Annotated in this window: 15 protein-coding genes and 2 pseudogenes; 12 read left to right on the forward strand and 5 right to left on the reverse strand. The window is 59.0% G+C overall.

Annotation, left to right across the window (positions count from 1 at the left end; genetic code table 11):
* Window positions 1-19 precede the first annotated feature (19 nt).
* The gene (locus QRN38_RS11730) at window positions 20-955 is read left to right on the forward strand and encodes a zinc ABC transporter substrate-binding protein ZnuA (protein WP_057419293.1); all 936 of its coding nucleotides are present in this window, start codon (window positions 20-22) and stop codon (window positions 953-955) included.
* A gap of 184 nt (window positions 956-1,139) precedes the next feature.
* Here the strand turns inward: QRN38_RS11730 and betT are convergent, their stop codons facing one another.
* Window positions 1,140-3,095 carry a choline transporter BetT gene (betT, locus tag QRN38_RS11735; protein ID WP_010211761.1) on the reverse strand — a complete coding sequence of 652 codons (1,956 nt, stop codon included), beginning with the start codon at window positions 3,093-3,095 and terminating at the stop codon, window positions 1,140-1,142.
* A 651-nt stretch (window positions 3,096-3,746) separates the two neighbouring features.
* Between betT and hutU the strand changes: the two genes are divergently transcribed.
* From hutU to hutG, 9 genes are all read left to right on the forward strand, one after another.
* The gene (gene hutU / locus QRN38_RS11740; RefSeq protein ID WP_024666042.1) at window positions 3,747-5,444 is read left to right on the forward strand and encodes a urocanate hydratase; all 1,698 of its coding nucleotides are present in this window, start codon (window positions 3,747-3,749) and stop codon (window positions 5,442-5,444) included.
* Window positions 5,445-5,556: 112 nt separating this feature from the next.
* Window positions 5,557-6,525 carry an ABC transporter substrate-binding protein gene (locus tag QRN38_RS11745; RefSeq protein WP_010218951.1) on the forward strand — a complete coding sequence of 323 codons (969 nt, stop codon included), beginning with the start codon at window positions 5,557-5,559 and terminating at the stop codon, window positions 6,523-6,525.
* Between the two features lie 73 nt (window positions 6,526-6,598).
* Window positions 6,599-7,450 (forward strand): ABC transporter permease, encoded by an 852-nt coding sequence (locus QRN38_RS11750; protein ID WP_003380009.1) that lies wholly within the window; start codon window positions 6,599-6,601, stop codon window positions 7,448-7,450.
* Window positions 7,447-8,277 (forward strand): quaternary amine ABC transporter ATP-binding protein, encoded by an 831-nt coding sequence (locus QRN38_RS11755; RefSeq protein ID WP_005768470.1) that lies wholly within the window; start codon window positions 7,447-7,449, stop codon window positions 8,275-8,277. Before QRN38_RS11750 ends, QRN38_RS11755 begins: the two co-directional genes overlap by 4 nt.
* Before the next feature lie 12 nt (window positions 8,278-8,289).
* The gene (locus tag QRN38_RS11760; RefSeq protein WP_057419294.1) at window positions 8,290-9,831 is read left to right on the forward strand and encodes an HAL/PAL/TAL family ammonia-lyase; all 1,542 of its coding nucleotides are present in this window, start codon (window positions 8,290-8,292) and stop codon (window positions 9,829-9,831) included.
* Window positions 9,832-9,885: 54 nt separating this feature from the next.
* Window positions 9,886-11,433: a histidine ammonia-lyase gene (gene hutH / locus QRN38_RS11765; RefSeq protein WP_011105400.1), complete on the forward strand. Its 1,548-nt coding sequence runs from the start codon at window positions 9,886-9,888 to the stop codon at window positions 11,431-11,433.
* A 102-nt stretch (window positions 11,434-11,535) separates the two neighbouring features.
* Window positions 11,536-12,912, forward strand: coding sequence for an L-histidine transporter HutT (locus tag QRN38_RS11770; RefSeq protein WP_005768475.1), 1,377 nt, complete (start codon window positions 11,536-11,538; stop codon window positions 12,910-12,912).
* A gap of 15 nt (window positions 12,913-12,927) precedes the next feature.
* Complete coding sequence (gene hutI / locus QRN38_RS11775) at window positions 12,928-14,133, forward strand: imidazolonepropionase (protein WP_005768476.1); 1,206 nt, start codon at window positions 12,928-12,930, stop codon at window positions 14,131-14,133.
* A 13-nt stretch (window positions 14,134-14,146) separates the two neighbouring features.
* Complete coding sequence (hutG, locus tag QRN38_RS11780; protein ID WP_057419295.1) at window positions 14,147-14,947, forward strand: N-formylglutamate deformylase; 801 nt, start codon at window positions 14,147-14,149, stop codon at window positions 14,945-14,947.
* A gap of 147 nt (window positions 14,948-15,094) precedes the next feature.
* Here hutG and QRN38_RS11785 read toward each other — a convergent pair whose 3' ends face one another.
* Entirely contained in the window at window positions 15,095-17,353 is a 2,259-nt protein-coding gene (locus tag QRN38_RS11785; protein WP_057419296.1) for a heavy metal translocating P-type ATPase, read from the reverse strand.
* Window positions 17,354-17,438: 85 nt separating this feature from the next.
* Here QRN38_RS11785 and cadR point away from each other — a divergent pair, with 85 nt between their 5' ends.
* Window positions 17,439-17,885: a Cd(II)/Pb(II)-responsive transcriptional regulator gene (gene cadR, locus QRN38_RS11790; RefSeq protein WP_005768479.1), complete on the forward strand. Its 447-nt coding sequence runs from the start codon at window positions 17,439-17,441 to the stop codon at window positions 17,883-17,885.
* Window positions 17,886-17,906: 21 nt separating this feature from the next.
* On the opposite strand, the pseudogene QRN38_RS11795 reads toward cadR, so the two are convergent.
* The 3 genes and pseudogenes from QRN38_RS11795 to QRN38_RS11805 all read right to left on the reverse strand — a co-directional run.
* A pseudogene (locus tag QRN38_RS11795) lies at window positions 17,907-18,122 on the reverse strand (hypothetical protein); the annotation flags it as partial.
* Between the two features lie 130 nt (window positions 18,123-18,252).
* Window positions 18,253-18,450 carry a hypothetical protein gene (locus QRN38_RS11800; RefSeq protein WP_010203904.1) on the reverse strand — a complete coding sequence of 66 codons (198 nt, stop codon included), beginning with the start codon at window positions 18,448-18,450 and terminating at the stop codon, window positions 18,253-18,255.
* Between the two features lie 76 nt (window positions 18,451-18,526).
* A pseudogene (locus tag QRN38_RS11805) lies at window positions 18,527-18,844 on the reverse strand (thymidylate synthase); the annotation flags it as partial.
* A gap of 263 nt (window positions 18,845-19,107) precedes the next feature.
* Between QRN38_RS11805 and QRN38_RS11810 the strand changes: the two are divergent.
* Window positions 19,108-23,607, forward strand: coding sequence for an ATP-binding protein (locus tag QRN38_RS11810; protein ID WP_057419298.1), 4,500 nt, complete (start codon window positions 19,108-19,110; stop codon window positions 23,605-23,607).
* Window positions 23,608-23,703: the final 96 nt, after the last annotated feature.

Genomic DNA, 23,703 nt, shown 5'->3' on the forward strand with positions numbered 1-23,703 from the left:
GCTTATATGAGTGATTCGAGTGCGCCGTCTTTTCAATCTTGTTGCTGTTTTCTGGGTCAGCCTGCTGATCATCGCCCCTGCCCAGGCCGAGGTTCGGGTGCTGACCAGTATCAAGCCATTGCAGCTGATTGCAGCGGCTGTGCAGGACGGCGTGGGCAAGCCCGAGGTGCTTTTGCCGCCAGGTGCTTCCCCCCACAACTACGCGCTGCGCCCATCCGACGTACGGCGCGTGGGGGAAGTCGAGTTGCTTTACTGGATCGGCCCGGACATGGAAACCTTTCTGCCGCGCGTCATCAAAAGCCGCACACTGCCTTCGGTGGCTGTGCAATCGCTGCCGGGCATGCATTTGCGTCACTTTGGCGGAGACAACGCCTCGCATGATGATCACGAGCATGACCACGATGCCGACGAGCATGACCACGATCACCGCCCCGGCAGCCTGGACTCGCACCTGTGGCTGTCAACCGTCAACGCACGGGTCATCGCCGCAAAAATGGCCGCTGACCTGAGCGCTGCGGACCCTGCCAATGCAGCCCGCTACGCCAGCAACGCCGATGCCTTCAGCAAACGTCTGGACGCACTGGACGCGCGCATCAAGGGCCGCGTCAGTGTGGTTGCCGGCAAACCGTACTTCGTGTTTCACGAGGCGTTCGATTACTTCGAAGAAGCGTACGGGCTCAAGCACGCAGGTGTATTCGCCATCGCCGCCGAGATCCAGCCCGGCGCGCAGCACGTGGCCGCAATGCGGGAGCGCTTGAAGGCTGCAGGCAAGACCTGCGTCTTCAGCGAACCACCCCTGCGCCCCCGCCTGGCAGAAACGCTGAGCGCAGGCCTGCCGGTGAAACTCGCAGAACTCGACGCACTGGGCGGCTACACCCCGGCCACCGCGCAAGGTTACGAGCAGGTACTGGAAAAGCTGGCTAATGACCTGACGGGCTGCCTGAGCAGTCTTTGAGTGCCCACAACTATCGTGCGACGCTCTGCGTAGGGAACGATAATCTCAATCACGCCCCCTATCGTGCGACGCTCCGCGTCGCATGCCGTTCTGGACGCTTCGCGTCCTCTTTTGAGGCAGAGCGTCACCTACTGCATTCCCACACGCGTGAGGAACAATAAGTGCGCTCTGCGCCCAGCCCCTGTCAACGCACCAGATGCAGAAACTGCATATGCCGTTCGTACTGGTCGAGCACGTCGTTGATGACTTGCTCCTTGGTGTAGCCCACCAGGTCGTAGTCCTGACTGCCTTCGCTGAGGTGAACCTCGGCGCGGTAGTAGCGGCGGTTGTTCAACTGTTTGGAACCCATGCCGCCACGCGCAAACGACGGGGTGAAGAAGCCTTTCATCTGCACCTGGTAGATGAACGGGCGCTCTTCCCCGTGGCCGATTTCCAGGGTCACCGAGTCGTTGGACGGGTCGGGAACGTTGACCACGTTCAAGCCCTTCTCGACAAACACCGCCGTCACTTCATCAATGGCCGGACGCACGGTCTGGTCGAGGAAGCGATACACCTCGTCTCGCGACGGGTAATGCACGGCCTGGCTCAGGCGCTGACGCCAGCCGCCACGTCGTGAGCCGGACACTGGCGCCAGCGAATACAGCTGCGCAATCTGGCGCTGGGATTCCATGACGAACGCCTTGTGCAGGCCCCACATCATCAGCAGCAGGATCAGCGAAAACGGCAGCGAGGTCAGCACCACCGCCGATTTCAACGCATCGATACTGCCCGAGAACAACAGGCCGCTGGTGATCAGCGCCGTCGCCACACCCCAGAACACGCGCAGCCATTTCGGGCCGTCTTCGTCGGGGTTGCCGCCTTTGGCCGAGAGCGTCGACAGCACCACAGTGCCCGAATCGGCCGACGTAACGAAGAACACGAAGCTGATGAACACCGTGACCGCGATGACCGTCTTGCTCCACGGGTAGGTTTCCAGCAGCAGGTACAGCGTCATCGACGGGTCATCGATAGCCGACTGGCCCAGCGCAGCCATGCCGTGGTTGAGCACCTGATCGATGGCGCTGTTGCCGAAGATCGACATCCACGCCAGGGTGAAGCCCAGCGGAATCAGCAGCACACCGAAAACGAATTCACGGATGGTGCGGCCACGGGAAATACGCGCGATGAACAGGCCCACGAACGGTGCCCAGGCAATCCACCAGGCCCAATAGAACACGGTCCAGCCGCCCAGCCAGTCACTCGGCTTGTTATAGGCGTAGACGTCGAAACTCTTGCTCGGTAGCGCGCCCAGGTAGTCACCGATATTCTGCACCAGCGTGTTGAGCAAATGCTGAGTGGGACCTGCAAACAACACGAACAGCAGCAGCGCACAGGCCAGCAGCATGTTGATGTCGGACATCACGCGCACGCCCTTGTCGACACCGGCGATGGCAACCAGAATCGCCGCGCCCATCATCAGGGTGATCAGGCCGACCTGAATCCATTGAGTGTGCGGTACGCCAAACAGGTAATCGAGACCGGAGTTAAGGTGCAGCACCCCGAAACCCATGTCTGCACCAAGCCCGAAGATGGTCGCGATGATGCCGAAGCCATCGACGGCGTAGCCGATAGGGCCGTTGATGCGCTTGCCGATCAGCGGGTACAGCGCCGAACGCAGGGCCAGCGGCAGGTTGTGGCGATAGGCGAAGTAGGCCAGCGCCATACCGACAAAAGCAAACACGCCCCAGCCATGCAGGCCCCAGTGCAGAAACAGCAGTTGCATGCCCTGGCGCGCAGCCTCAGCCGTGCCCCCTTCACCCTGCGGCGGTTGCAGCAAATGCGTCAGCGGCTCTGAAACGCAGAAGAAGAACAGCGTGATGCTGATCCCGGCGGCGAACAGCATGCCGGCCCATGACAGGTAACTGAACTCGGGTTCGTCGTGGTCGGCACCGAGCTTGATCTTGCCGAAGCCCGACAAGGCGGTGACCACCACGAAGACCAGGTACAGGGTCATGACCATCATGTAATACCAGCCGACCGTGTTGGCCGCCCAGTTCTGCGCGGCCAGCAGCCAGGCGCCGCTGGCTTGCGGGAAGGCGATGACAATGATGCCGAAAATCAGGATGAAACTCGCAGCGAAGTAGAACACTGGAGCGTTCATGCGGACGGTGCCACTTGAAGAAGTACTCGGAGAACTCATCGTTTACAGACCTCCGGACTGATAAAACCAACTGCAAAAAGCGGATACGGCAAAGGTAAGCCTCCTGTTGTGAGCGGGCAGCGAACCACCGGTTTAACTTGAACGAGCGTTCAATTTAAACATGAAAGTGCCCGCAAAGACTAATCGCCGGCCAGTGAATGCTCGCTCAGGCCTGGGTATGACGCTTGCTTGAGCGGGATCGTTCCCATCCCCAGGCAAGACAATCCAGGCCCTTCAGGCGACGATTTTTGCAGGTGTCGATGAACCCATGATGTTGCCTTGCGACCCTGTGCACATTTCCCGCACCATTCTGTTACCTGCTGCCCCAAAAGCGCGCAAGCCACGCCTCAGGTAACAATGTTCACCTCGCCTTACACGCCATACGCCTGTCACGCAAAGTCCGCAGCACCCCCGAAAATACAGGGCCTCCGAGCCTTCGAGTGCCCAATAAATCGCTGTTCGGCAAAGTTGGTCTTTTGATTGCATATGCTTGTATGTACAAGTAGAGACAGGCTAGACACGCTGTCTTCTGTCGGACTGAACCAGCCTGCTTCGCCAGGCGCTGCTCGCCCGCCATCGGGCTGGTTGGGATTGATCGCTGAGGATTTTTTTGTGACCGAGAATAATCAAGACCTGAAGCAGAACTGGACCCGCCACCGCGAAGGCGTCGTGCGGGCTGCTCGCGGCACTCAATTGACGGCCAAGAGCTGGATGACCGAAGCGCCGCTGCGCATGTTGATGAACAACCTCGACCCGGAAGTCGCCGAGAACCCCAATGAACTGGTGGTTTACGGTGGCATCGGTCGCGCAGCGCGCAACTGGGAATGCTACGACAAGATCGTCGAGAGCCTCACCCGGCTCAATGATGATGAAACCCTGCTGGTGCAGTCCGGCAAGCCGGTCGGCGTGTTCAAGACCCACAGCAACGCCCCGCGCGTGCTGATCGCCAACTCCAACCTGGTGCCGCACTGGGCCAGTTGGGAGCATTTCAACGAACTGGATGCCAAGGGCCTGGCGATGTATGGCCAGATGACCGCTGGCAGCTGGATCTACATCGGCAGCCAGGGCATCGTTCAGGGCACCTACGAAACCTTCGTCGAAGCCGGTCGCCAGCACTATGACGGCAACCTCAAAGGTCGCTGGGTGCTGACCGCAGGCCTGGGCGGCATGGGTGGCGCACAACCGCTGGCCGCGACACTGGCCGGGGCCTGCTCGCTGAACATCGAATGCCAGCAAAGCCGTATCGACTTCCGCATCAAGACCCGCTATGTAGACGAGCAGGCGGCTGATCTGGACGACGCACTGGCACGCATCGCCAAATACACCGCCGAAGGCAAAGCCATTTCCATCGCTCTGTGTGGCAACGCAGCAGACATTCTGCCGGAAATGGTCCGTCGCGGCGTGCGCCCGGACATGGTCACCGACCAGACCAGCGCCCACGATCCGCTCAATGGCTATCTGCCCAAAGGCTGGACCTGGGACGAATACCGCGCCCGCTCGGTGAGCGAGCCGGCCGAAGTGGTCAAGGCTGCCAAGCAGTCGATGGCCGAACACGTCGAAGCGATGCTGGCGTTCCAGCAAGCGGGTATTCCGACCTTCGACTACGGCAACAACATTCGCCAGATGGCCAAGGAAGTCGGCGTCGCCAATGCCTTCGACTTCCCCGGTTTCGTTCCGGCCTACATCCGCCCGTTGTTCTGCCGTGGCATCGGGCCGTTCCGCTGGGCCGCGCTGTCGGGTGACCCACAGGACATCTACAAGACTGACGCCAAGGTCAAAGAGCTGATCCCGGACGACGATCACCTGCATAACTGGCTGGACATGGCCCGCGAGCGCATCAGTTTTCAGGGCTTGCCAGCACGTATCTGCTGGGTCGGCCTGGGTCAGCGCGCCAAGCTGGGCCTGGCGTTCAACGAAATGGTCCGCAGCGGCGAGCTGTCGGCACCGGTGGTGATCGGCCGCGACCACCTGGATTCCGGCTCGGTCGCCAGCCCCAACCGCGAAACCGAATCCATGCGTGACGGCTCCGACGCCGTCTCCGACTGGCCACTGCTCAACGCCCTGCTCAACACCGCCAGCGGCGCGACATGGGTGTCACTGCACCACGGCGGCGGCGTCGGCATGGGCTTTTCGCAGCATTCCGGAATGGTCATCGTCTGTGACGGTACGGACGAGGCCGCCGAACGCATCGCCCGCGTCCTGCACAACGACCCGGCCACCGGCGTGATGCGCCATGCCGATGCCGGTTACGACATTGCCATCGACTGTGCCAAAGAGCAGGGCTTGAACCTGCCGATGATCGGACGTTAAGGGGTCTGCGGTTATCAAACCGACAGACTCGGGGAACGGGCATGAGCATGCCCACGGGCCGGATGCCTGATTGAAGCTGCCGTCATCCATTTCAAGCTTGGGAGCATCGACAATGAATATGAAAAAGGCCCTGTTGACCACCTTGGTATCCGCAGGCTTGCTCGCCAGTGCAGGCGCAAGTCAGGCTGCCGGCTGGTGCGAATCAGGCAAGCCGGTGAAGTTCGCTGGCCTGAACTGGGAAAGCGCGATGCTGCTGACCGACGTGCTGCAGGTCATTCTGGACAAGGGTTACGGCTGCGCCGTGGACGCCCTGCCCGGCAACTCCATCGCCATGGAGAACGCCCTGAGCACCAACGACATTCAGATTTTCGCCGAAGAATGGGTCGGCCGCAGTGAAGTCTGGAACAAGGCCGCCGCTGCCGGGAAAGTGGTGGGTGTCGGCGCGCCTATCGTCGGCGCTGTCGAAGGCTGGTACGTGCCGCGTTACGTGATTGAGGGCGACGCCAAGCGCAAGCTGGAAGCCAAGGCACCCAACCTGAAATCCATCAGCGATCTGGCTCAATATTCCGCGGTGTTCAAGGATCAGGAAGAGCCCGGCAAAGGCCGTTTCTATAATTGCCCGGCGGGCTGGACCTGCGAGCTGGAAAACAGCGAAATGCTCAAGAGCTACGGCCTGGAAAACAAATACACCAACTTCCGCCCCGGCACCGGCCCTGCGCTGGATGCGGCTATTCTGTCCAGCTACAAACGTGGCGAGCCGATCCTGACCTACTACTGGTCGCCAACGCCGTTGATGGGCCAGGTGGATCTGGTGCGTCTGGAAGAGAAAGCCGGGGTCAACAAGACCATCGACATCAAAGTCGGTGTGTCCAAAGTGTTCCACGAACAGGCACCCGAGCTGATCGCGATACTGGAAAAGGTCAACCTGCCGATCGATTTGCTCAACCAGAACCTGGGGCGCATGGCCAAGGAACGCATCGAATCGCCGAAGCTGGCGAAGATTTTCCTTAAAGAGCACCCGGAAGTCTGGCACAAATGGGTCAGTGAAGACGCCGCGAAAAAGGTGGACGCCTCGCTGTAAACGACGGGGCAGCCAGCCTGACGAGCCGTCTGCCCTGACCGTTGACCCGACACACCTCATTTGAGAGCCGCTTATGTTTCCTGAAAGCTTCACTTTCTCGATCGCCAACTGGGTAAACGACGGGGTCGACTCGCTGGTGACTCAGTATGGCGACGTGTTCCGGCACATCTCCGAGACCCTGCTGTGGGCCATCGTCAACCTCGAAGGCCTGCTGCGCATGGCCCCGTGGTGGCTGATGCTGATCATCGTCGGCGGTATCGCCTGGCACGCGACGCGCAAAATCATCACGACGCTGGTGATCGTCGGCCTGCTGTTTCTGGTCGGTGCGGTCGGGTTGTGGGACAAGCTGATGCAGACCTTGGCGCTGATGCTGGTCGCCACGATCATTGCGGTGCTGATCGGCATTCCGCTGGGCATTCTCTCGGCGCGCAGTAATCGCCTGCGCTCGGTGCTGATGCCGCTGCTGGACATCATGCAGACCATGCCCAGCTTCGTTTATCTGATTCCGGTGCTGATGCTGTTCGGTTTGGGCAAGGTCCCGGCCATCTTCGCCACCGTGATCTATGCCGCGCCGCCGCTGATTCGCCTGACTGATCTGGGCATTCGTCAGGTCGATGGCGAAGTGATGGAAGCGATCAACGCCTTCGGCGCCAATCGCTGGCAGCAACTGTTCGGCGTGCAATTGCCGCTGGCCATGCCGAGCATCATGGCCGGTATCAACCAGACCACCATGATGGCGCTGTCGATGGTGGTCATCGCCTCGATGATCGGCGCACGCGGGCTGGGCGAGGATGTGCTGGTGGGCATTCAGACCCTCAACGTCGGACGCGGGCTGGAAGCCGGCCTTGCCATCGTCATTCTGGCGGTCGTCATCGACCGAATCACGCAGGCCTATGGCCGCCCACGGCATGAGGCGCACAAATGAGCAGCGTGGAACCGAACAAAATCGTCGTCAAAAACGTGTTCAAGATTTTTGGCAACCGCTCGAAGGAAGCGCTGGCGCTGATCAAACAGGACCAGAGCAAGGATCAGGTACTGGCGCAGACCGGCTGCGTGGTGGGGGTCAACGACCTGTCGCTGTCGATCGGCAGTGGCGAGATTTTCGTCATCATGGGCCTGTCCGGCTCCGGCAAATCGACGCTGGTGCGCCACTTCAACCGGCTGATAGACCCGACCAGCGGTGAAATCCTGGTCGATGGCGAAGACATCCTGCGCTACGACATGGAGGCGCTGCGCCAATTCCGTCGGCACAAGATCAGCATGGTGTTTCAGAGCTTCGGCCTGCTGCCGCACAAGACTGTGCTGGCCAACGTCGCGTACGGCCTGAAAGTGCGCGGCGAGAGCAAGGCGCTGTGCCAGGAACGCGCGCAGCACTGGGTCACGACCGTTGGCCTGAAGGGCTACGAAAACAAATACCCGCACCAGCTTTCCGGTGGCATGCGCCAGCGCGTCGGCCTGGCGCGAGCACTGGCGGCCGACACCGATATCATTCTGATGGACGAAGCGTTCAGCGCCCTCGACCCGTTGATTCGCGCCGAAATGCAGGACCAGTTGCTGGAACTGCAAGCCAGTCTGCACAAGACCATCGTGTTCATCACCCACGACCTGGACGAAGCGGTACGCATCGGCAATCGCATTGCGATCCTCAAGGACGGGCGATTGATTCAGGTCGGTACGCCGAAAGAAATTCTTCACTCGCCCGCCGACGATTACGTGGACCGTTTCGTTCAGCGCCGCGTGGCCACCCTTTAAGGACTGTTGCAGATGTCGCGAGCAGAACAGATCGTCTTCGGTGAAGCCCCGTCGGGCTGGCAGGACGTGGTCGCAGTGGCCCGACATGGCGCGCAAGTGCGCCTGTCAGACGCCGCCTGGGCGCGGATCGATAACGCCCAGGCCATCGTCCGGCAAATCGTCGCCAGCGGCGAACGCGCGTATGGCGTGAACACTGGGCTCGGGGCGCTGTGCAACGTTTCACTGCAAGGCGACCAGCTCAGCCGTCTGTCGCGCAATACCCTGCTCAGCCACGCCTGCGGTGTCGGCGCGCCGTTGGCCGACGAACAAACCCGCGCAATCATCTGCGCCGCAATCCTCAATTACAGCCAGGGCAAATCGGGCATTCACCGGCAGGTGGTCGAGGCGCTGCTGGCCTTGCTCAACCGGGGCATTACTCCGCAAGTGCCGTCGCAGGGGTCGGTGGGTTACCTGACGCACATGGCGCACGTCGGTGTCGCGTTGCTGGGCATCGGCCAGGTCAGCTATCGCGGGCAGATCGTCGCGGCTGAGCAGGCCTTGAACGATGAAGGTCTGGCTCCGGTCATTCTCGGTGCCAAGGACGGCTTGTGCCTGGTCAACGGCACGCCGTGCATGACTGGCCTGAGCTGCCTGGCTATCGCCGATGCCGAGCGTCTGAGCCAATGGGCCGATGTGATCGGCGCCATGACTTTTGAAGCCCTGCGCGGCCAGCTGGACGCGTTCGATGAAAGCATTCTCGCGCTCAAGCCGCATCCGGGCATGCAGCAGGTGGGCAAGAACCTGCGCACGTTATTGGCGGGCAGCGACGTGCTGGCCAGCAGCCAGGGCATTCGCACGCAGGACGCGCTAAGCATTCGCTCGATTCCCCAGGTGCACGGCGCAACCCGCGACCAGTTGGCCCATGCCACTCGCCAGATCGAGACCGAACTGAACTCGGTCACCGATAACCCGATGCTGCTCGGCACGCCCGATGCCTGGCGCGTGGTGTCCCAGGCCAACCCGCATGGCCAGTCGGTGGCGATGGCGGCGGATTTGCTGTGCATGGCGATGGCCGAACTGGGCTCGATCGCCGAGCGTCGGCTGGATCGCCTGATCAACCCGATGGTCAGCGGCCTGCCGGCGTTTCTGGTCAGCCAGCCGGGCGTCAACTCGGGAATGATGATCGTCCAGTACGTCGCCGCCTCGCTCTGCGCCGAAAACCGCCAGTTGGCGCAGCCCGCAGTGGTCGACAACTACGTCACCTCAGGCCTGCAGGAAGATCACCTGAGCCTGGGCACCAGCGCCGCGCTCAAGCTGCACAAGGTGCTGGGCAATGCCACGCAGATTCTGGCCATCGAATATTTGCTGGCAGCCCAAGCGTTTGAATTTCTCAAGGCGCAGCGTTTTGGCGTCGGTACGGACCTGGCCTGGCGGTTGCTGCGCGAGCGGGTTCCGGCCTACGAAGAAGACCGCTGGCTGGCCCCCGACATCGCCAGCAGCGCTGCCCTGCTCAAAGACGAAACATCGCTGGAAAGGGTTTTCCAGCACTGTCGCGATCACGCGGCAAACCTATAAAAGCAGCTGACGGCCACACGCCGTTGCTGACATCAATCAAGGAGTAGCTGCATCGTGACCACCTTATCTGCCAAGACGCTGAACCTGATCCCTGGCCAGTTGACCCTCGCGCAATTGCGCGCCATTCACCAACAGCCGGTCAGCCTGACGCTGGACAGCAGCGCCAACCAGCAGATCGACGACAGCGTAGCCTGCGTCGAGCGCATTCTGGCCGAGAACCGCACCGCGTACGGCATCAACACCGGTTTCGGCTTGCTGGCCTCGACGCGAATCGCCAGCGAGGACCTGGAAAACCTGCAGCGTTCGCTGGTGCTGTCGCATGCGGCCGGTGTCGGCCAACCGATCAGCGATGATCTGGTGCGCTTGATCATGGTGCTCAAGGTCAACAGCCTGAGCCGCGGCTTCTCGGGTATTCGTCGGGTGGTGATCGATGCGTTGATCGCGCTGATCAATGCCGAGGTCTATCCGCATATTCCGCTCAAGGGTTCGGTCGGCGCTTCGGGTGACCTGGCTCCGCTGGCGCATATGTCGCTGGTGCTGCTGGGCGAAGGCAAGGCACGTCACAAGGGCGAATGGCTCAACGCTGTCGATGCACTTGCCGTTGCTGGCCTGAAACCGCTGACCCTCGCCGCCAAGGAAGGGCTGGCACTGCTCAACGGCACCCAGGTTTCCACCGCGTATGCACTGCGCGGCTTGTTCGAGGGCGAAGACCTGTTTGCCGCTGCGCTGACCTGCGGTTCGTTGACCGTCGAAGCGGTGCTCGGCTCACGCTCGCCGTTCGACGCACGTATTCATGCCGCGCGCGGTCAGCGCGGGCAGATCGATGCGGCGGCCTGCTACCGCGAATTGCTGGGCGAAAGCAGTGGCGTGTCGGAGTCGCACCGCAACTGCGACAAGGTTCAGGACCCCTACTCGCTGCGCTGCCAGCCACAGGTGATGGGCGCGTGCCTGACCCAGTTGCGTCAGGCCGCCGAGGTGCTGGAAGTCGAATCGAATGCGGTGTCCGATAACCCGCTGGTGTTCGCCGCCGAGAACGACGTCATATCCGGTGGCAATTTTCACGCAGAGCCGGTCGCGATGGCGGCGGACAATCTGGCGCTGGCCATCGCCGAGATCGGCTCGCTCAGCGAGCGCCGTATTTCGCTGATGATGGACAAGCACATGTCGCAACTGCCGCCCTTCCTGGTGGCCAACGGAGGCGTCAATTCCGGCTTCATGATCGCGCAGGTCACGGCCGCCGCGCTGGCCAGTGAAAACAAGGCATTGGCCCATCCGCACAGTGTCGACAGCCTGCCGACCTCCGCCAATCAGGAAGACCATGTGTCGATGGCACCGGCTGCTGGCAAGCGGTTATGGGAAATGGCAGAAAACGTTCGCGGGATTCTTGCCGTAGAATGGTTGGCTGCCTGCCAGGGGCTGGACTTGCGTGAAGGCCTGAAAACCTCCGCGAAGCTGGAGCAAGCCCGCAGCCTGTTGCGCAGCAAGGTCCCGTTCTATGAAAAGGACCGCTTTTTTGCACCGGACATCGAAGCTGCCAGTCAGCTGTTGTCCTCCACTTGCCTGAACCCGCTGGTTCCTGCACGTCTGCTACCGAGTCTGTGATGCACCGCGAGCCTGGCAGGGCTCGCTTTGGTCATCGCTGCGGGAAGCCGGATGCAGGCGTCCTCGCGGCTTTTGCCATACCTGTAATGAAATGGACCTGAAATGACGTCACAAGATGGTTTGAAACGCGGGTTATCCGCCCGCCACATCCGCTTCATGGCCCTGGGCTCTGCCATCGGCACAGGGTTGTTCTACGGCTCGGCCTCGGCGATTCAACAGGCCGGTCCCGCTGTATTGCTGGCGTACCTGATCGGCGGCGCGGCGGTGTACATGGTAATGCGCGCACTGGGCGAAATGGCTGTTCACGACCCGGTGTCCGGTTCGTTCAGCCATTACGCCACACGCTACATGGGGCCGCTGGCCGGTTTCGTGCTGGGCTGGACCTACGCGTTCGAGATGATCATCGTCTGTCTGGCCGATGTGACAGCCTTCGGCATTTACATGGGCTTCTGGTTTCCGGAAGTGCCGCGCTGGATCTGGGTGCTGGGCATCGTGTTCCTGATCGGCGCGCTCAACCTGTGCAACGTCAAAGTTTTCGGCGAAACCGAATTCTGGCTGTCGATCCTCAAGGTCAGCGCCATCGTGGCGATGATCGTTGCAGGCTTCGGCATCATGATCTTCGGCATCGGCAGCTCGACCAGCGGCACTGAAATCGGCATCAGCAACCTGTGGGCGCATGGCGGCTTCATGCCCAACGGTGTCACCGGCCTGATCGCTTCGTTTGCAGTGGTGATGTTTGCTTTCGGCGGCATCGAGATCATCGGCATCACGGCCGGTGAGGCAAAGGACCCGCAACGCAGCCTGCCGCAGGCAATCAACGCGGTGCCGCTGCGTATTCTGCTGTTCTACGTGCTGACCCTGTTTGTGCTGATGTGTATTTATCCGTGGCCGCAAATCGGCACCCAAGGCAGCCCGTTCGTACAGATTTTCGACAACCTGGGCATTGCCTCGGCGGCGACCATTCTCAACATCGTGGTGATCTCGGCGGCGGTGTCAGCTATCAACAGCGACATCTTCGGCGCAGGCCGCATGATGTACGGCCTGGCCCGCGACGGTCAGGCGCCGGCGAGCTTTGCACGCCTGTCGCGTCAGGGCGTGCCGTGGATGACCGTGCTGGTAATGGGCGTGACGCTGCTCGGTGGCGTGCTGCTCAACTACCTGATCCCCAAAGACGTGTTCCTGCTGATCGCGTCGCTGGCAACCTTCGCCACGGTCTGGGTCTGGCTGATGATCCTGCTGACTCAGGTCGCCATGCGCCGCTCGATGAGCCGCGAAGAGGTCACACAGCTCAAGTTTGCGGTGCCGTTCTGGCCTTACGGGCCTGCCGCCGCCATTGCCTTCATGCTGTTCATCTTCGGCGTTCTGGGCTATTTCCCGGACAACCGTGCAGCCTTGATCGTCGGCGCAATCTGGATTGTGCTGCTGCTCATCGCCTACGGGTTGTGGGTCAAGCCAAAGGCGCTCAACAAAACCCATTGATCAAAGAGGCCCGGAATGAAAACGCTCTGGAAACACTGTCACATCGCAAGCATGGCACACGGCAAATACTCGATCATCGAGGATGCCGCCATCGTGACCTCCGGAGCGCTCATCGAGTGGATCGGGCCTCAGGCTGATCTGATCGAGCCGGAACATGACAACTGCATCGATCTGGGCGGCGCGTGGGTGACGCCCGGCCTGATCGACTGCCACACGCACACGGTGTTTGGCGGCAACCGCAGCGGCGAGTTCGAGCAGCGTTTGCAGGGTGTGAGTTATGCCGAGATTGCCGCAGCAGGTGGTGGTATCGCCAGCACGGTGCGCGCGACCCGTGCCGCCAGTGAAGATGAACTGTACGCCAGCGCCGAGCGTCGTCTGCGGCATTTGCTTAAGGACGGCGTCACCACCGTCGAGATGAAATCGGGCTACGGGCTGGACCTGGAAAACGAGCGCAAGATCCTCCGCGTGATCCGCCGTCTGGGCAATACCCAGCCGGTCACCGTGCGCGCCACCTGTCTGGCCGCCCATGCGTTGCCACCGGAATACGCTGACCGTGCCGATGACTTCATCAACCACATCTGCAACGAGATGCTTCCGGCACTGGCGGCCGAAGGGCTGGTGGACGCGGTAGATGCGTTCTGTGAATACCTGGCGTTCTCGCCTGAGCAGGTCGAGCGGGTATTCATCACGGCAGGGCAATTGGCGTTGCCGGTGAAACTGCATGCCGAGCAGCTTTCTTCGCTGGGCGGGTCGAGCCTGGCAGCGCGCTACAACGCGCTGTCGGCGGACCATCTGGAGTTCATGACCGAAGACGACGCCATTGCCATGGCCGCTGCCGGAACCGTCGCCGTGCTGCTGCCGGGAGCGTTTTATTTCCTGCGGGAAACTCAATTGCCGCCGATGGACGCGCTGCGCAAGCATGGCGTGCCGATTGCCATCTCCACCGACCTGAACCCCGGCACCTCGCCTGGCCTGTCGTTGCGCCTGATGCTCAACATGGCCTGCACGCTGTTTCGCATGACGCCTGAAGAAGCGCTGGCGGGCGTTACGTTCAATGCCGCCAAGGCACTGGGCATGAGCGCGACTCACGGTTCGCTGGAAGTAGGCAAGGTGGCGGATTTCGTCGCCTGGAACATCGAACGACCGGCTGACCTGGCCTACTGGCTAGGCGGCGATCTGGACAAACGCATCGTGCGCCACGGCGTCGAATCATCGATCTGAAGGAGTCTGCCCTGTGGATAACGTTCTGACATTCAAAGGTGGCCGCGTCCCGCTGCTGATCAGCATGCCGCATGCAGGCCTGAAGCTGACACCGGTGGTCGAGGCGGCGCTGGTGGACGAGGCGCTTAGCCTGCCGGACACCGACTGGCACATCCCGCGCCTGTATGACTTTGCTGCCGAACTGGGCGCGAGCACCCTGGCCGCCGAGTATTCGCGTTTTGTCATCGATCTCAATCGGCCATCAGACGACAAGCCGATGTACGTGGGCGCGACCACCGGATTGTTCCCGTCGATCCTGTTTGACGGCGTGCCGTTGTTCAAGGAAGGCCAGACGCCGAGTGCCGAAGAACGTGCTCGGTATCTGCAGCAGATCTGGACGCCCTATCACCAGACGCTGGAGCAGGAGCTGCAGCGGATGCGCGATGAGTTTGGCTATGCGCTGCTGTTCGACGCCCACTCGATTCGCGGGCACATTCCGCACCTGTTCGAGGGTCGCTTGCCGGATTTCAACCTGGGCACTTTCAACGGGGTCAGTTGCGACCCGGAACTCGCCAGCCGAATGGAGCAGGTCTGCGCAGCGGCCAAGGATTACAGCCATGTGCTGAACGGACGCTTCAAGGGCGGCCACATCACCCGCCACTACGGCGACCCGGCCAACAACATCCACGCGGTGCAACTGGAACTGGCGCAAAGCACCTACATGGACGAGTTCGTGCCCTTCCACTACCGCACGGACCTGGCCGAACCGACCCGCGCCGTGCTCAAACCGTTGCTGGAGACCTTTATTGCCTGGGGGCAGGAGCGGTTTGGCTGATGAAGGCGGACGCAGAGCGTCCAGAAAGGCGCTACCACGCAAAGCGTGGGAGCCATAGCCGATAGCCGCGCCGATTATCGTTCCCATGCTCCGCGTGGGAACGCCGTTCTGGACGCTCCGCGTCCGCCCCTCAAGGTTCCCGACTGATCACTTCTTGAGCAATCGCAAGCCGTTGAACACCACCAGCAGGCTCACGCCCATGTCGGCAAATACGGCCATCCACATGGTCGCCAGGCCCGCGAAGGTGATGCCGATGAACAGCACTTTGGTCGCGATGGCCAGGATAATGTTTTGCTTGAGCACCGCCGAGGTCTGACGGGACAGTCGAATGAACGTCGGGATCTTGCGCAGATCATCGTCCATCAGGGCGACATCTGCCGTTTCGATCGCCGTGTCAGTCCCCGCAGCCGCCATCGCAAAGCCAATCTCGGCCCGAGCCAGTGCCGGGGCATCGTTGATGCCGTCACCCACCATGCCCACTCGACGGTTGCGCGCGTAAAGCGCTTCGATGGCACTCAGCTTGTCGGCAGGCAGCAGGTTGCCCTGCGCTTCATCGATCCCGACCTGATCGGCAATTGCCTTGGCGGTGTGCGGGTTATCACCCGTCAGCATGACAGTCTTGATGCCCAGTTCATGCAACTGAGCAATGGCTTCACGGCTGGTTTCCTTCACGGTGTCGGCTACCGAAAACAGCGCGATCGGACCGGACGCATCCAGCAACAGCACTACAGTCTTGCCCTGCATTTCCAGCGCATCAAGCCTGGCTTCCAGCGCTGGCGAGCACAGGCCCAGCTCTTCGACCAAGCGGTGGTTGCCCAAATGGTACATCTGGCCGTTCACTTCGCCCTTCACGCCACGCCCGCCCAAGGCCTCAAACGCTGTGACCTCGTACAGCGTCAGGCTGTTATCAGCGGCTTTGGCAATCGCCTGAGAAACAGGGTGATCGGAGCGCCCGGCAAGGCTCGCGGCAATCGCCGGCGCGCTGTCGGCGACTGTGGGGTCCAGCGGCACGTAGTCGGTCTGCACCGGCTTGCCGTGGGTCAGGGTGCCGGTCTTGTCGAGGGCCAGGTAATCAAGCTTCTCGCCCATCTCCAGATAAACGCCGCCCTTGATCAGAATGCCTTTGCGCGCCGCTGCTGCCAGGCCGCTGACAATGGTCACCGGCGTAGAAATCACCAGCGCACACGGGCACGCGACGACCAGCAACACCAGCGCCCGGTAGATCCAGTCAAACCATTGCCCGCCAAAAAACAGCGGCGCAATCAGCGCCACGCCCAACGCGACAACGAACACTACTGGCGTATAGATGCGCGAGAAGCTGTCGACGAAACGCTGAGTCGGCGCGCGTGAACCCTGGGCCGCTTCCACCGCATGAATGATGCGCGCCAGCGTCGAATTGTTCGCCGCAGCGGTGACGCGATACTCCAGCGACCCTGCCTGGTTGATAGTGCCCGCGAAAACTTTATCGCCAATGGTTTTCTCGACCGGCAGGCTTTCGCCCGTGATAGAGGCCTGATCAATGGTCGAGTTACCAGACACCACTTCACCGTCCAGCCCGACCCGCTCACCCGGCTTTATCCTGACGATAGCGCCCAGTTCGACATTTTTGGCTTCAATTTCCTGCCAGCTGCCATCAGCCTGCTTCACGGTCGCCAGTTCCGGCGTCAGTTGCATCAGGCCGCTGATCGCGTTGCGGGCGCGGTCCAGGGATTTGGCTTCGATCAACTCGGCCACGGTAAACAGAAACATCACCATCGCCGCTTCAGGCCACTGACCGATCAGAATCGCGCCGGTCACCGCAATGCTCATCAGGGCATTGATGTTCAGGTTGAAGTTCTTAAGCGCGATCCAGCCCTTTTTATAGGTGGTCAACCCACAACTGAAGATCGACACCAACGCCAGCAGCGCAACGACCCAAGTCGGGCCGAGTGAAGCCAGATGGACCACTTCGGCACCCAGCGCTGTGACGCCGGACAATGCCAATGGCCACCAGTGTTTCGCCGGCGCAGGAACCGATGCAGCAGGCGCAACACCCTCCTCGACCGGCTCGGCCTGCATGCCCAGCGAGCTGATGGCCTCGCGAATCGGATCGGTGGACGGCAGGTCATGCCAGACGCCCAGCAGGCGGTTGATCAGGTTGAACTCGAGCTTCTGCACACCGGCCAGCTTGCCGAGCTTGTTCTGGATCAGGGTCTGCTCGGTCGGGCAATCCATCGCTTCGATACGGAAGTTGCTCAAGCGGCTACCGGATGTCGGCGCGTCGGCAAACGTCACCACGGCAGGTTGCGCATCACTGGAGCAGCACGAATGCGCAGGCTCTGGGGATTTATGCTCGTGTTCGTGCGCCCCGTGATCATGGTCATGATCGTGGTCATGTGCGGAGGGATTCTTGATTGTCGTGCCCATTCGTTGTGCTCCAGGATTCTGCTTGTTGCCAAGTGAACACCCTGTAGCCACTATAGGGTCAAGCACTCAATCGAGATGAGCCCACATGAAAATCGGCGAACTGGCAAAACTGACCGATACCCAGGTCGAAACCATCCGTTATTACGAGCGCGAAGGCCTGCTGCCCGCCCCCGCCCGCAGTGATGGCAACTACCGGCTGTACACCCAGGCGCACATGGAACGCCTGTCGTTCATCCGCAATTGCCGCAGCCTGGACATGACCCTCGAAGAGATTCGCAACCTGCTCAACCTGCGCGACAGCCCGCAGGACCAGTGCGAAAGCGTCAATGCGCTGATCGACGAGCACATCGAACACGTCAACGCCCGCGTCGCGAGCCTGCAAGCGCTCCAGGAGCAACTGCTCGACCTGCGCCGCCGCTGCAGCGATGGCGTGGCGGACCACTGCGCGATACTGGAGAGGCTGGAAGTGACAGGCGCTGTTGCGGCGCCCGAGGGTGAGCCCTCGCATGTGGGCAGGAGTCATGGGCATTGAGGTGGGTTTGACATCTCTCGTTTAACGCTGCGCAGCCTGCACCACCGCCACAAGCTCAGTGATCGCCTTTACGAGCTGATCTTTGGCAGCTTTCTCTTTCGCAGCATCTTCACCCGCCCGCTCAGAATCAACGCGCTTGAACGCTTCGTGTACTTCCTCGCTGAATACGCTGATCGAGACGATATTTTCCTGCCGAAAACCAATAGGCCTGAGCGGTGTATCGCTTGGATAATCGGTCGGACAGTAAGAAAAGCCCATAGGGCTGGCATCACAAAGGTCAGTAAACCTGACAAGGCATCGTGGGATCCTTCAGGCACACCAAAAAACCGCTGACGAGTAGTGGCAACAGAAGTAAAAAAGCCATTTATCAGGATTCGTTTTGCGCAGTGACCAGTTTTTTAGCCTTGTCGCGGGAGGAGCGAACCAAATCTTCGATTTCTTTGGCGTCCATGGACATGCGACCACCCCTTACCACAAGAGTGTCGATGCTCTTGATTGCCTGCATGAGGGCCGCGTCTTCAGCCTTCTTCGTATCACTACGATGTCCAATCCGATTGAAAAACATAGTCGATTCCATTGAACAGGGTCAGGGGGTGTGCGCTGAAACTATAGCACAGCGCTAGATTCGCTCCCTTACGGGCTCAGACCGCCATCGGCGCGGTCATCGCCGGGTGATGCTGATAGCCTTCCAGCGAAAAGTCCGACGGCTCGATCAGCTCCAGCCATTCAGGCTGATAAACGCCGGTCTTGGCAAACTCCGGCACGCGGTCGGAGATCACCAGTTTTGGCATCGGATACGGCTCGCGGGTCATTTGCTCGTTGAGCATGTCCAGGTGGTTCTCGTACACATGGGCATCGCCGATGAAGTAGGTGAACCAGCGCGGCGTGTAGCCGGTCAGGCGGCCGATCAGGCTCAGTAGTGCCGCGCCTTCGGTCAGGTTGAACGGCGTGCCGAGTCCATTCCTGCGATGCTTTTTTTGCACACTCAGTCGTTTTTACTGGCTTCCAGGGAACAAATCCCTATGTGCGATTTGGATTATGCACATTTCGAGAGGCGATGTCTATCTTCCTCATATAGGTCAGCCACTTAGCTCCCCTCCCGCTTACTGCGCGGCCTGCGGCACGTACGCCCAGGCAGCCACGCCAAAACATTCGTGAAGCAGATACACTCGACTATCGGCGATCAGCCATCACGACTATCAGATTTCGCAACGGACTCAACATGGACTACAGACGCATCAGAGGCATGGATTCAGGACAGCGCCTCGCCTTTGAGGAACTCGTATGCCAGCTTGCAAGGCGTGAACCACCAGGCGCTGATGCGGAATTTAGGCGAATAGAAGGTGCCGGGGGCGACGGAGGTATTGAGGCGTACTGGTTGCTAAGTGACGGCAGTGAGGTCGGATATCAAGCCAAATACTATCTAAAAACAGGCGAGATAGATTGGGCCAATATCGACGATTCTGTTAAGCGCGCCCTGCAGTCACATCCAACGCTGACAAAGTATGTTGTGGCCTTAGCTTGTGACCTGACTGATAAAACCGGCAAACAAGGTGGAGGCAAAAGAGGCTGGGAGCACTGGGAGACGCATAAGGCAACTTGGACGTCTTATGTTGCACCGGGCCATACAGTCGAATTCATTCCTTGGACAGCTTCCGACCTAACTAATCGGCTATCCCACACAAATGCCGAAGGGCTGAAAAGGTATTGGTTTGGGGACGTCGAGTTCTCCCCAAACTGGTTGTCAGAAAACGTAGATTGGGCCGTAAGGTCACTCGACGAAAGATATCATCCTGACGATCATGTGGAGGTCGAAATTGAAAAGCTGTTCAAAATAATATTGCGCGACCAAGGCATCATCTCAGAACTTCAGGCCAAGATAGATGAGCTACGTGCCCTGGCCAAAATCAAAGATATAAAAAAGCTACTTGGAGATGCCAGTACCGCCCTGACAGAAAAAATTACGTCTCAGGTAACAAATCTTGGAGGACTGAGACATAAACTTACCACTGATGCCTGGCTTAGTTGGCCGCTGACAGAGTGCCTTGACTGTATTGAGAAAATTTCGGACGACGTTCACTCTTTAGAAAGGCTTGCTTGGAAACTAAAGGAGGAAAACCGAAAGAAAAAAACGCTAGATGACAACTCTATAGAATATCTACGACATCAGCTGAGCAAGCTGAGTGACGCATCCTACGTATTCAGATCATTACTCCAGGACAGATACTTCACCGCAGAGCCTAGCCGCAGCTTCTTTCTTTTCGGAGAGGCTGGAATTGGAAAGTCTCACTTACTCGGCAGTATTGCGCAGCAAGCGATATCGGACGACAGAGTTGCCATCCTGATACTAGGGCAACACCTAGCCGATGATAATATCTGGGATCAGATCACCAGTCGACTAGGCCTTGCCGATATTGACCCTGACGTTTTCCTTCAAGCGTTAAGCGCTGCTGCTGAGGCTACCGGGAAGCGCGGGCTGATTTTGATTGATGCATTGAATGAAGGGGCCGGTTTAACTCTCTGGCGTAAAGAGCTTGCAGCGTTCATCGGTAGGATTGAAAAGTACAAAAACCTGATCGTTATATTCAGTTGCAGATCAGAATATACTGCATACGTTATACCTGCCAACATCCATGAGCTAACCCCATCATTTAAAGTTCACGGATTCGTGACTCGTGAAGAGCAAATCCGCGCCGCGCGTATATACCTTGGGAAACGAGGCATTTCACAACCCAACGTTCCTTGGTTGGCAGCTGAATTCGTCAATCCGCTATTCTTGAGAAGTGCCTGCATCACACTTGAGAAAGAGAATCAAAAATGGTTCCCCAGAGGCTTAACAGGTACAAAGCAGGTTTTTTCTTTCTACCTGAAAAGTATCGCTCGAAACTTAGGTGCAGGAAGAGATGGAAGTGATGACCTTGTAAAGCCAACCAACCAAGCACTTCTTTCAATTGCTACAGAGATGGCGGCAAAGAGGCAAGACTATGTTCCACACTCCGAAGCCATCCGGATCGTTGCTGAAAAATTTCACGCCTTTCCGGCTCCACTTGGAACAACCTGGTTTGAGGTACTTCAGCGAAATGGCTTGTTCCGGATGGATCCACCCCTAAGAAGTCGTGATGCTGACCCGTTTGACTCAGCCGAAGACATTGTTCGCTTTAGCTTCCAAAGACTGCAGGATTACTTGATGGCTGCAGGGCTCTTGGATGAAGTTCAAGACCTCGCTGAAGACTTGAAAAGCGGTGTTCTTCAGTTCATTCACAGTGGAAAGTGGGTGCATAGTCAGTGGGTCGGACTGACAGAAGCGCTATCGGTACAGTTACCTGAACGCTTCGGACAAGAGTTGCTGGACGTCCTGCCTGGGGGTGCGGATCGCTGGAAAAATGAGCATTCGGTAAGCGGCGCGTTCATCGAGAGCCTTCGGTGGCGGGCTAACGACTCCTTCACCAATCGCACACTGGAGCTCTTCAACACTTTCCTGTCGGAAAGCGAAGAGCATTTCGACATCATCCTTCAAGTCAGCGTAAGTGCTGGCCACCCATGGAATGCGAAATCCCTACACAGCCGACTCGTAGCGCTCAGCATGCCCAAACGGGACTCTACGTGGACTGCTCAACTGAATTTCCTGTCCATGGACGAAGAAGATACGGCTCGGCGATTAATCGAGTGGAGCGCCTTTGAACAGACAGAACAAACTGATCCGGAGGTTCAGTATCTCTGCGCGATAACGTTGACGTGGTTTTTCACCAGTTCCAATCGGGAGTTACGAGACAAGGCCACCAAAGCGCTTACGTCGCTAATGATTTGGAACCCCACCTTATATGGGATGCTCTGTAAGGACTTCCGCGCCGTAAACGACCTCTACATCCTCGAGCGCCTACACACAGCCGCCTTCGGAGCATGCTGCATCGATCCAGAGCAGCATCGACTGCGCACCTATTCGGAGGTCGCGTACAACGAGGTCTTCGACAGAGAGGATGTTCCGCTCTCGATTCTACTCAGGGACAGCGCGCTGGGCATTATCGAGCACGCACTGCTAAATGATCACCTGCCCAAACAGGTCGATATCGTGAAAGCAATGCCGCCTTATCAGTCCAAAAACATCAGGCTGTCAGTGTCCGAAGAGGCCCTCGAAAAAGTGGCGAAGCGGGCTGGAGACTCGCAGATCCAAGATTCTTGCGCAGGATGGGGTGGCGATTTTGCCAGTTATGAGATCCAGCCGAGGGTCAGCTCATTCTTGAATGTAGCACTGGATTTGCCTGAGCCTCTGAGCGCCACACAGGTATATGAGCGGTTCGAGGATGAGGTCATTAATCACTCCGACCTACGGATCGACATCCTCAAATTGATGAACGATTTCAGGCCTAATGCCTTCAGGGATCTCAGGCTCAAGCTTTCTGAGCAAGATGTTACTGAGCGCTCAACCTACTTCACGAGAGCTGAAAACCTGCTGCTGGATGTTTTGAGCCCTGAAGAGCGGGCAAGATATAGAAAGGAGTATAAAAAACGTTTCAAACCCTCGGCGGCTGGGGTTGAAAGGCTACCTCACGTCGACATACAGGCGGCACAGCGCTGGGTGGCCAAACGAGCATATGGGCTGGGTTGGACAAAAAAACTGTTTCCAGATGATCGTTCGGGTCGGTCTGACTACAGTCGCAATCGACCATTGATCGAGCGCATCGGGAAAAAATACCAGTGGCTTGCCCTCGATGAGCTTCTCTGTAGCCTTGCCGACAACAAGTGGTTATCTGAGACGAGTGAACAGGGGGCACGTCGTTATGCCAGCCCTCTAGACATCGGCACTCATCGCGACATAGATCCAACCATCCTGCTCACTGACCAGCACAGCCGTGCTGATGTACGCCATCCGGTGATCGATGAGTTTCGGATATCCATACGGGAGACCGTCGAAAACGACGTGGGGAAATGGCCATTCGAGGAGGAACCCTCCGACGGCATGGCAGACCTGGTAATCCGTACTGATTCAACCCATGCGGCATGGGTAGTCCTACACGAACATCGCTCTGTGACAGTGAAGTATCCAGAGAAAGAAAGCGGTGATCACGGCTCCAGGCAACAACAGTGGCGGTTCCTGTTGCCGGTGTTGGTGAGGCGGGAGGACGAACAACAGCTTCTCGATTACATTCGGGAAAAGCAAAAGCTGGACGTGGACTCATGGACAGCCCGTGGTTTCACGAACGATGGCTATCTCAGAGAGGCGCCATGGCGCTCGACATGGGCTCAAGAGCAATGGTCAACCTACGAATTTTACGACTTAGGTGAAGTAAATGTTGCCTATCCGTGCTTTCGCCACTATTGGGAATCTCACTTGGATGTCTCAATGCCCGAAGGCGCTCAAGCTTTGATACCGGCGCCTTGGTTTGCACTGAGGCTCAACTTAAAGCCCCATCGTGAAGATCCAAACATTTATGTGGATCAAGCAGGGGAAACGCGCTTCGTGTGCGGCAGAAGCCCAGGTGATGGCTCACACGCGTTTATCGACCAGCAGCTTTTCCAGACACTTCTGGAGGAAGACGGGCTTGCTTGCGTATGGGTTTTTGTGACGGAACGTAGCGCATGGCCGGGCGGTGATAATGAACATGCATCCCGGCGACGTTCAGAAGGTGTGGTGTGGCAAAAGCACGGCAAAACGCAGATGGTTCAGTGGAGCGATGATTGGGCCAGGGGCAGATCAGAGCGTTATGTTCCAGTAAAATCGTAGCCGCTGGCTCAGTAGGGGTGGGCTGAAATTGGGCCCTCCCCTCAATAAATCCGGCCCACCTCAAGGCTGCCAGCAACCTTGCTAGTTCTTAAAATA

The organism is Pseudomonas sp. CFBP2511 (assembly GCF_030209255.1).
Lineage (GTDB): Bacteria > Pseudomonadota > Gammaproteobacteria > Pseudomonadales > Pseudomonadaceae > Aquipseudomonas > Aquipseudomonas avellanae.

Excerpts from the sequence above, each read along its gene's own strand:
- hutI (WP_005768476.1), top strand. The coding sequence starts at position 12,928 with ATGAAAACGCTCTGGAAACACTGTCACATCGCAAGCATGGCACACGGC.
- QRN38_RS11800 (WP_010203904.1), bottom strand. The coding sequence starts at position 18,450 with ATGTTTTTCAATCGGATTGGACATCGTAGTGATACGAAGAAGGCTGAA.
- QRN38_RS11760 (WP_057419294.1), top strand. The coding sequence starts at position 8,290 with ATGTCGCGAGCAGAACAGATCGTCTTCGGTGAAGCCCCGTCGGGCTGG.
- betT (WP_010211761.1), bottom strand. The coding sequence starts at position 3,095 with ATGAACGCTCCAGTGTTCTACTTCGCTGCGAGTTTCATCCTGATTTTC.
- QRN38_RS11770 (WP_005768475.1), top strand. The coding sequence starts at position 11,536 with ATGACGTCACAAGATGGTTTGAAACGCGGGTTATCCGCCCGCCACATC.
- QRN38_RS11785 (WP_057419296.1), bottom strand. The coding sequence starts at position 17,353 with ATGGGCACGACAATCAAGAATCCCTCCGCACATGACCACGATCATGAC.
- QRN38_RS11745 (WP_010218951.1), top strand. The coding sequence starts at position 5,557 with ATGAATATGAAAAAGGCCCTGTTGACCACCTTGGTATCCGCAGGCTTG.
- QRN38_RS11755 (WP_005768470.1), top strand. The coding sequence starts at position 7,447 with ATGAGCAGCGTGGAACCGAACAAAATCGTCGTCAAAAACGTGTTCAAG.
- QRN38_RS11750 (WP_003380009.1), top strand. The coding sequence starts at position 6,599 with ATGTTTCCTGAAAGCTTCACTTTCTCGATCGCCAACTGGGTAAACGAC.
- cadR (WP_005768479.1), top strand. The coding sequence starts at position 17,439 with ATGAAAATCGGCGAACTGGCAAAACTGACCGATACCCAGGTCGAAACC.
- QRN38_RS11810 (WP_057419298.1), top strand. The coding sequence starts at position 19,108 with ATGGACTACAGACGCATCAGAGGCATGGATTCAGGACAGCGCCTCGCC.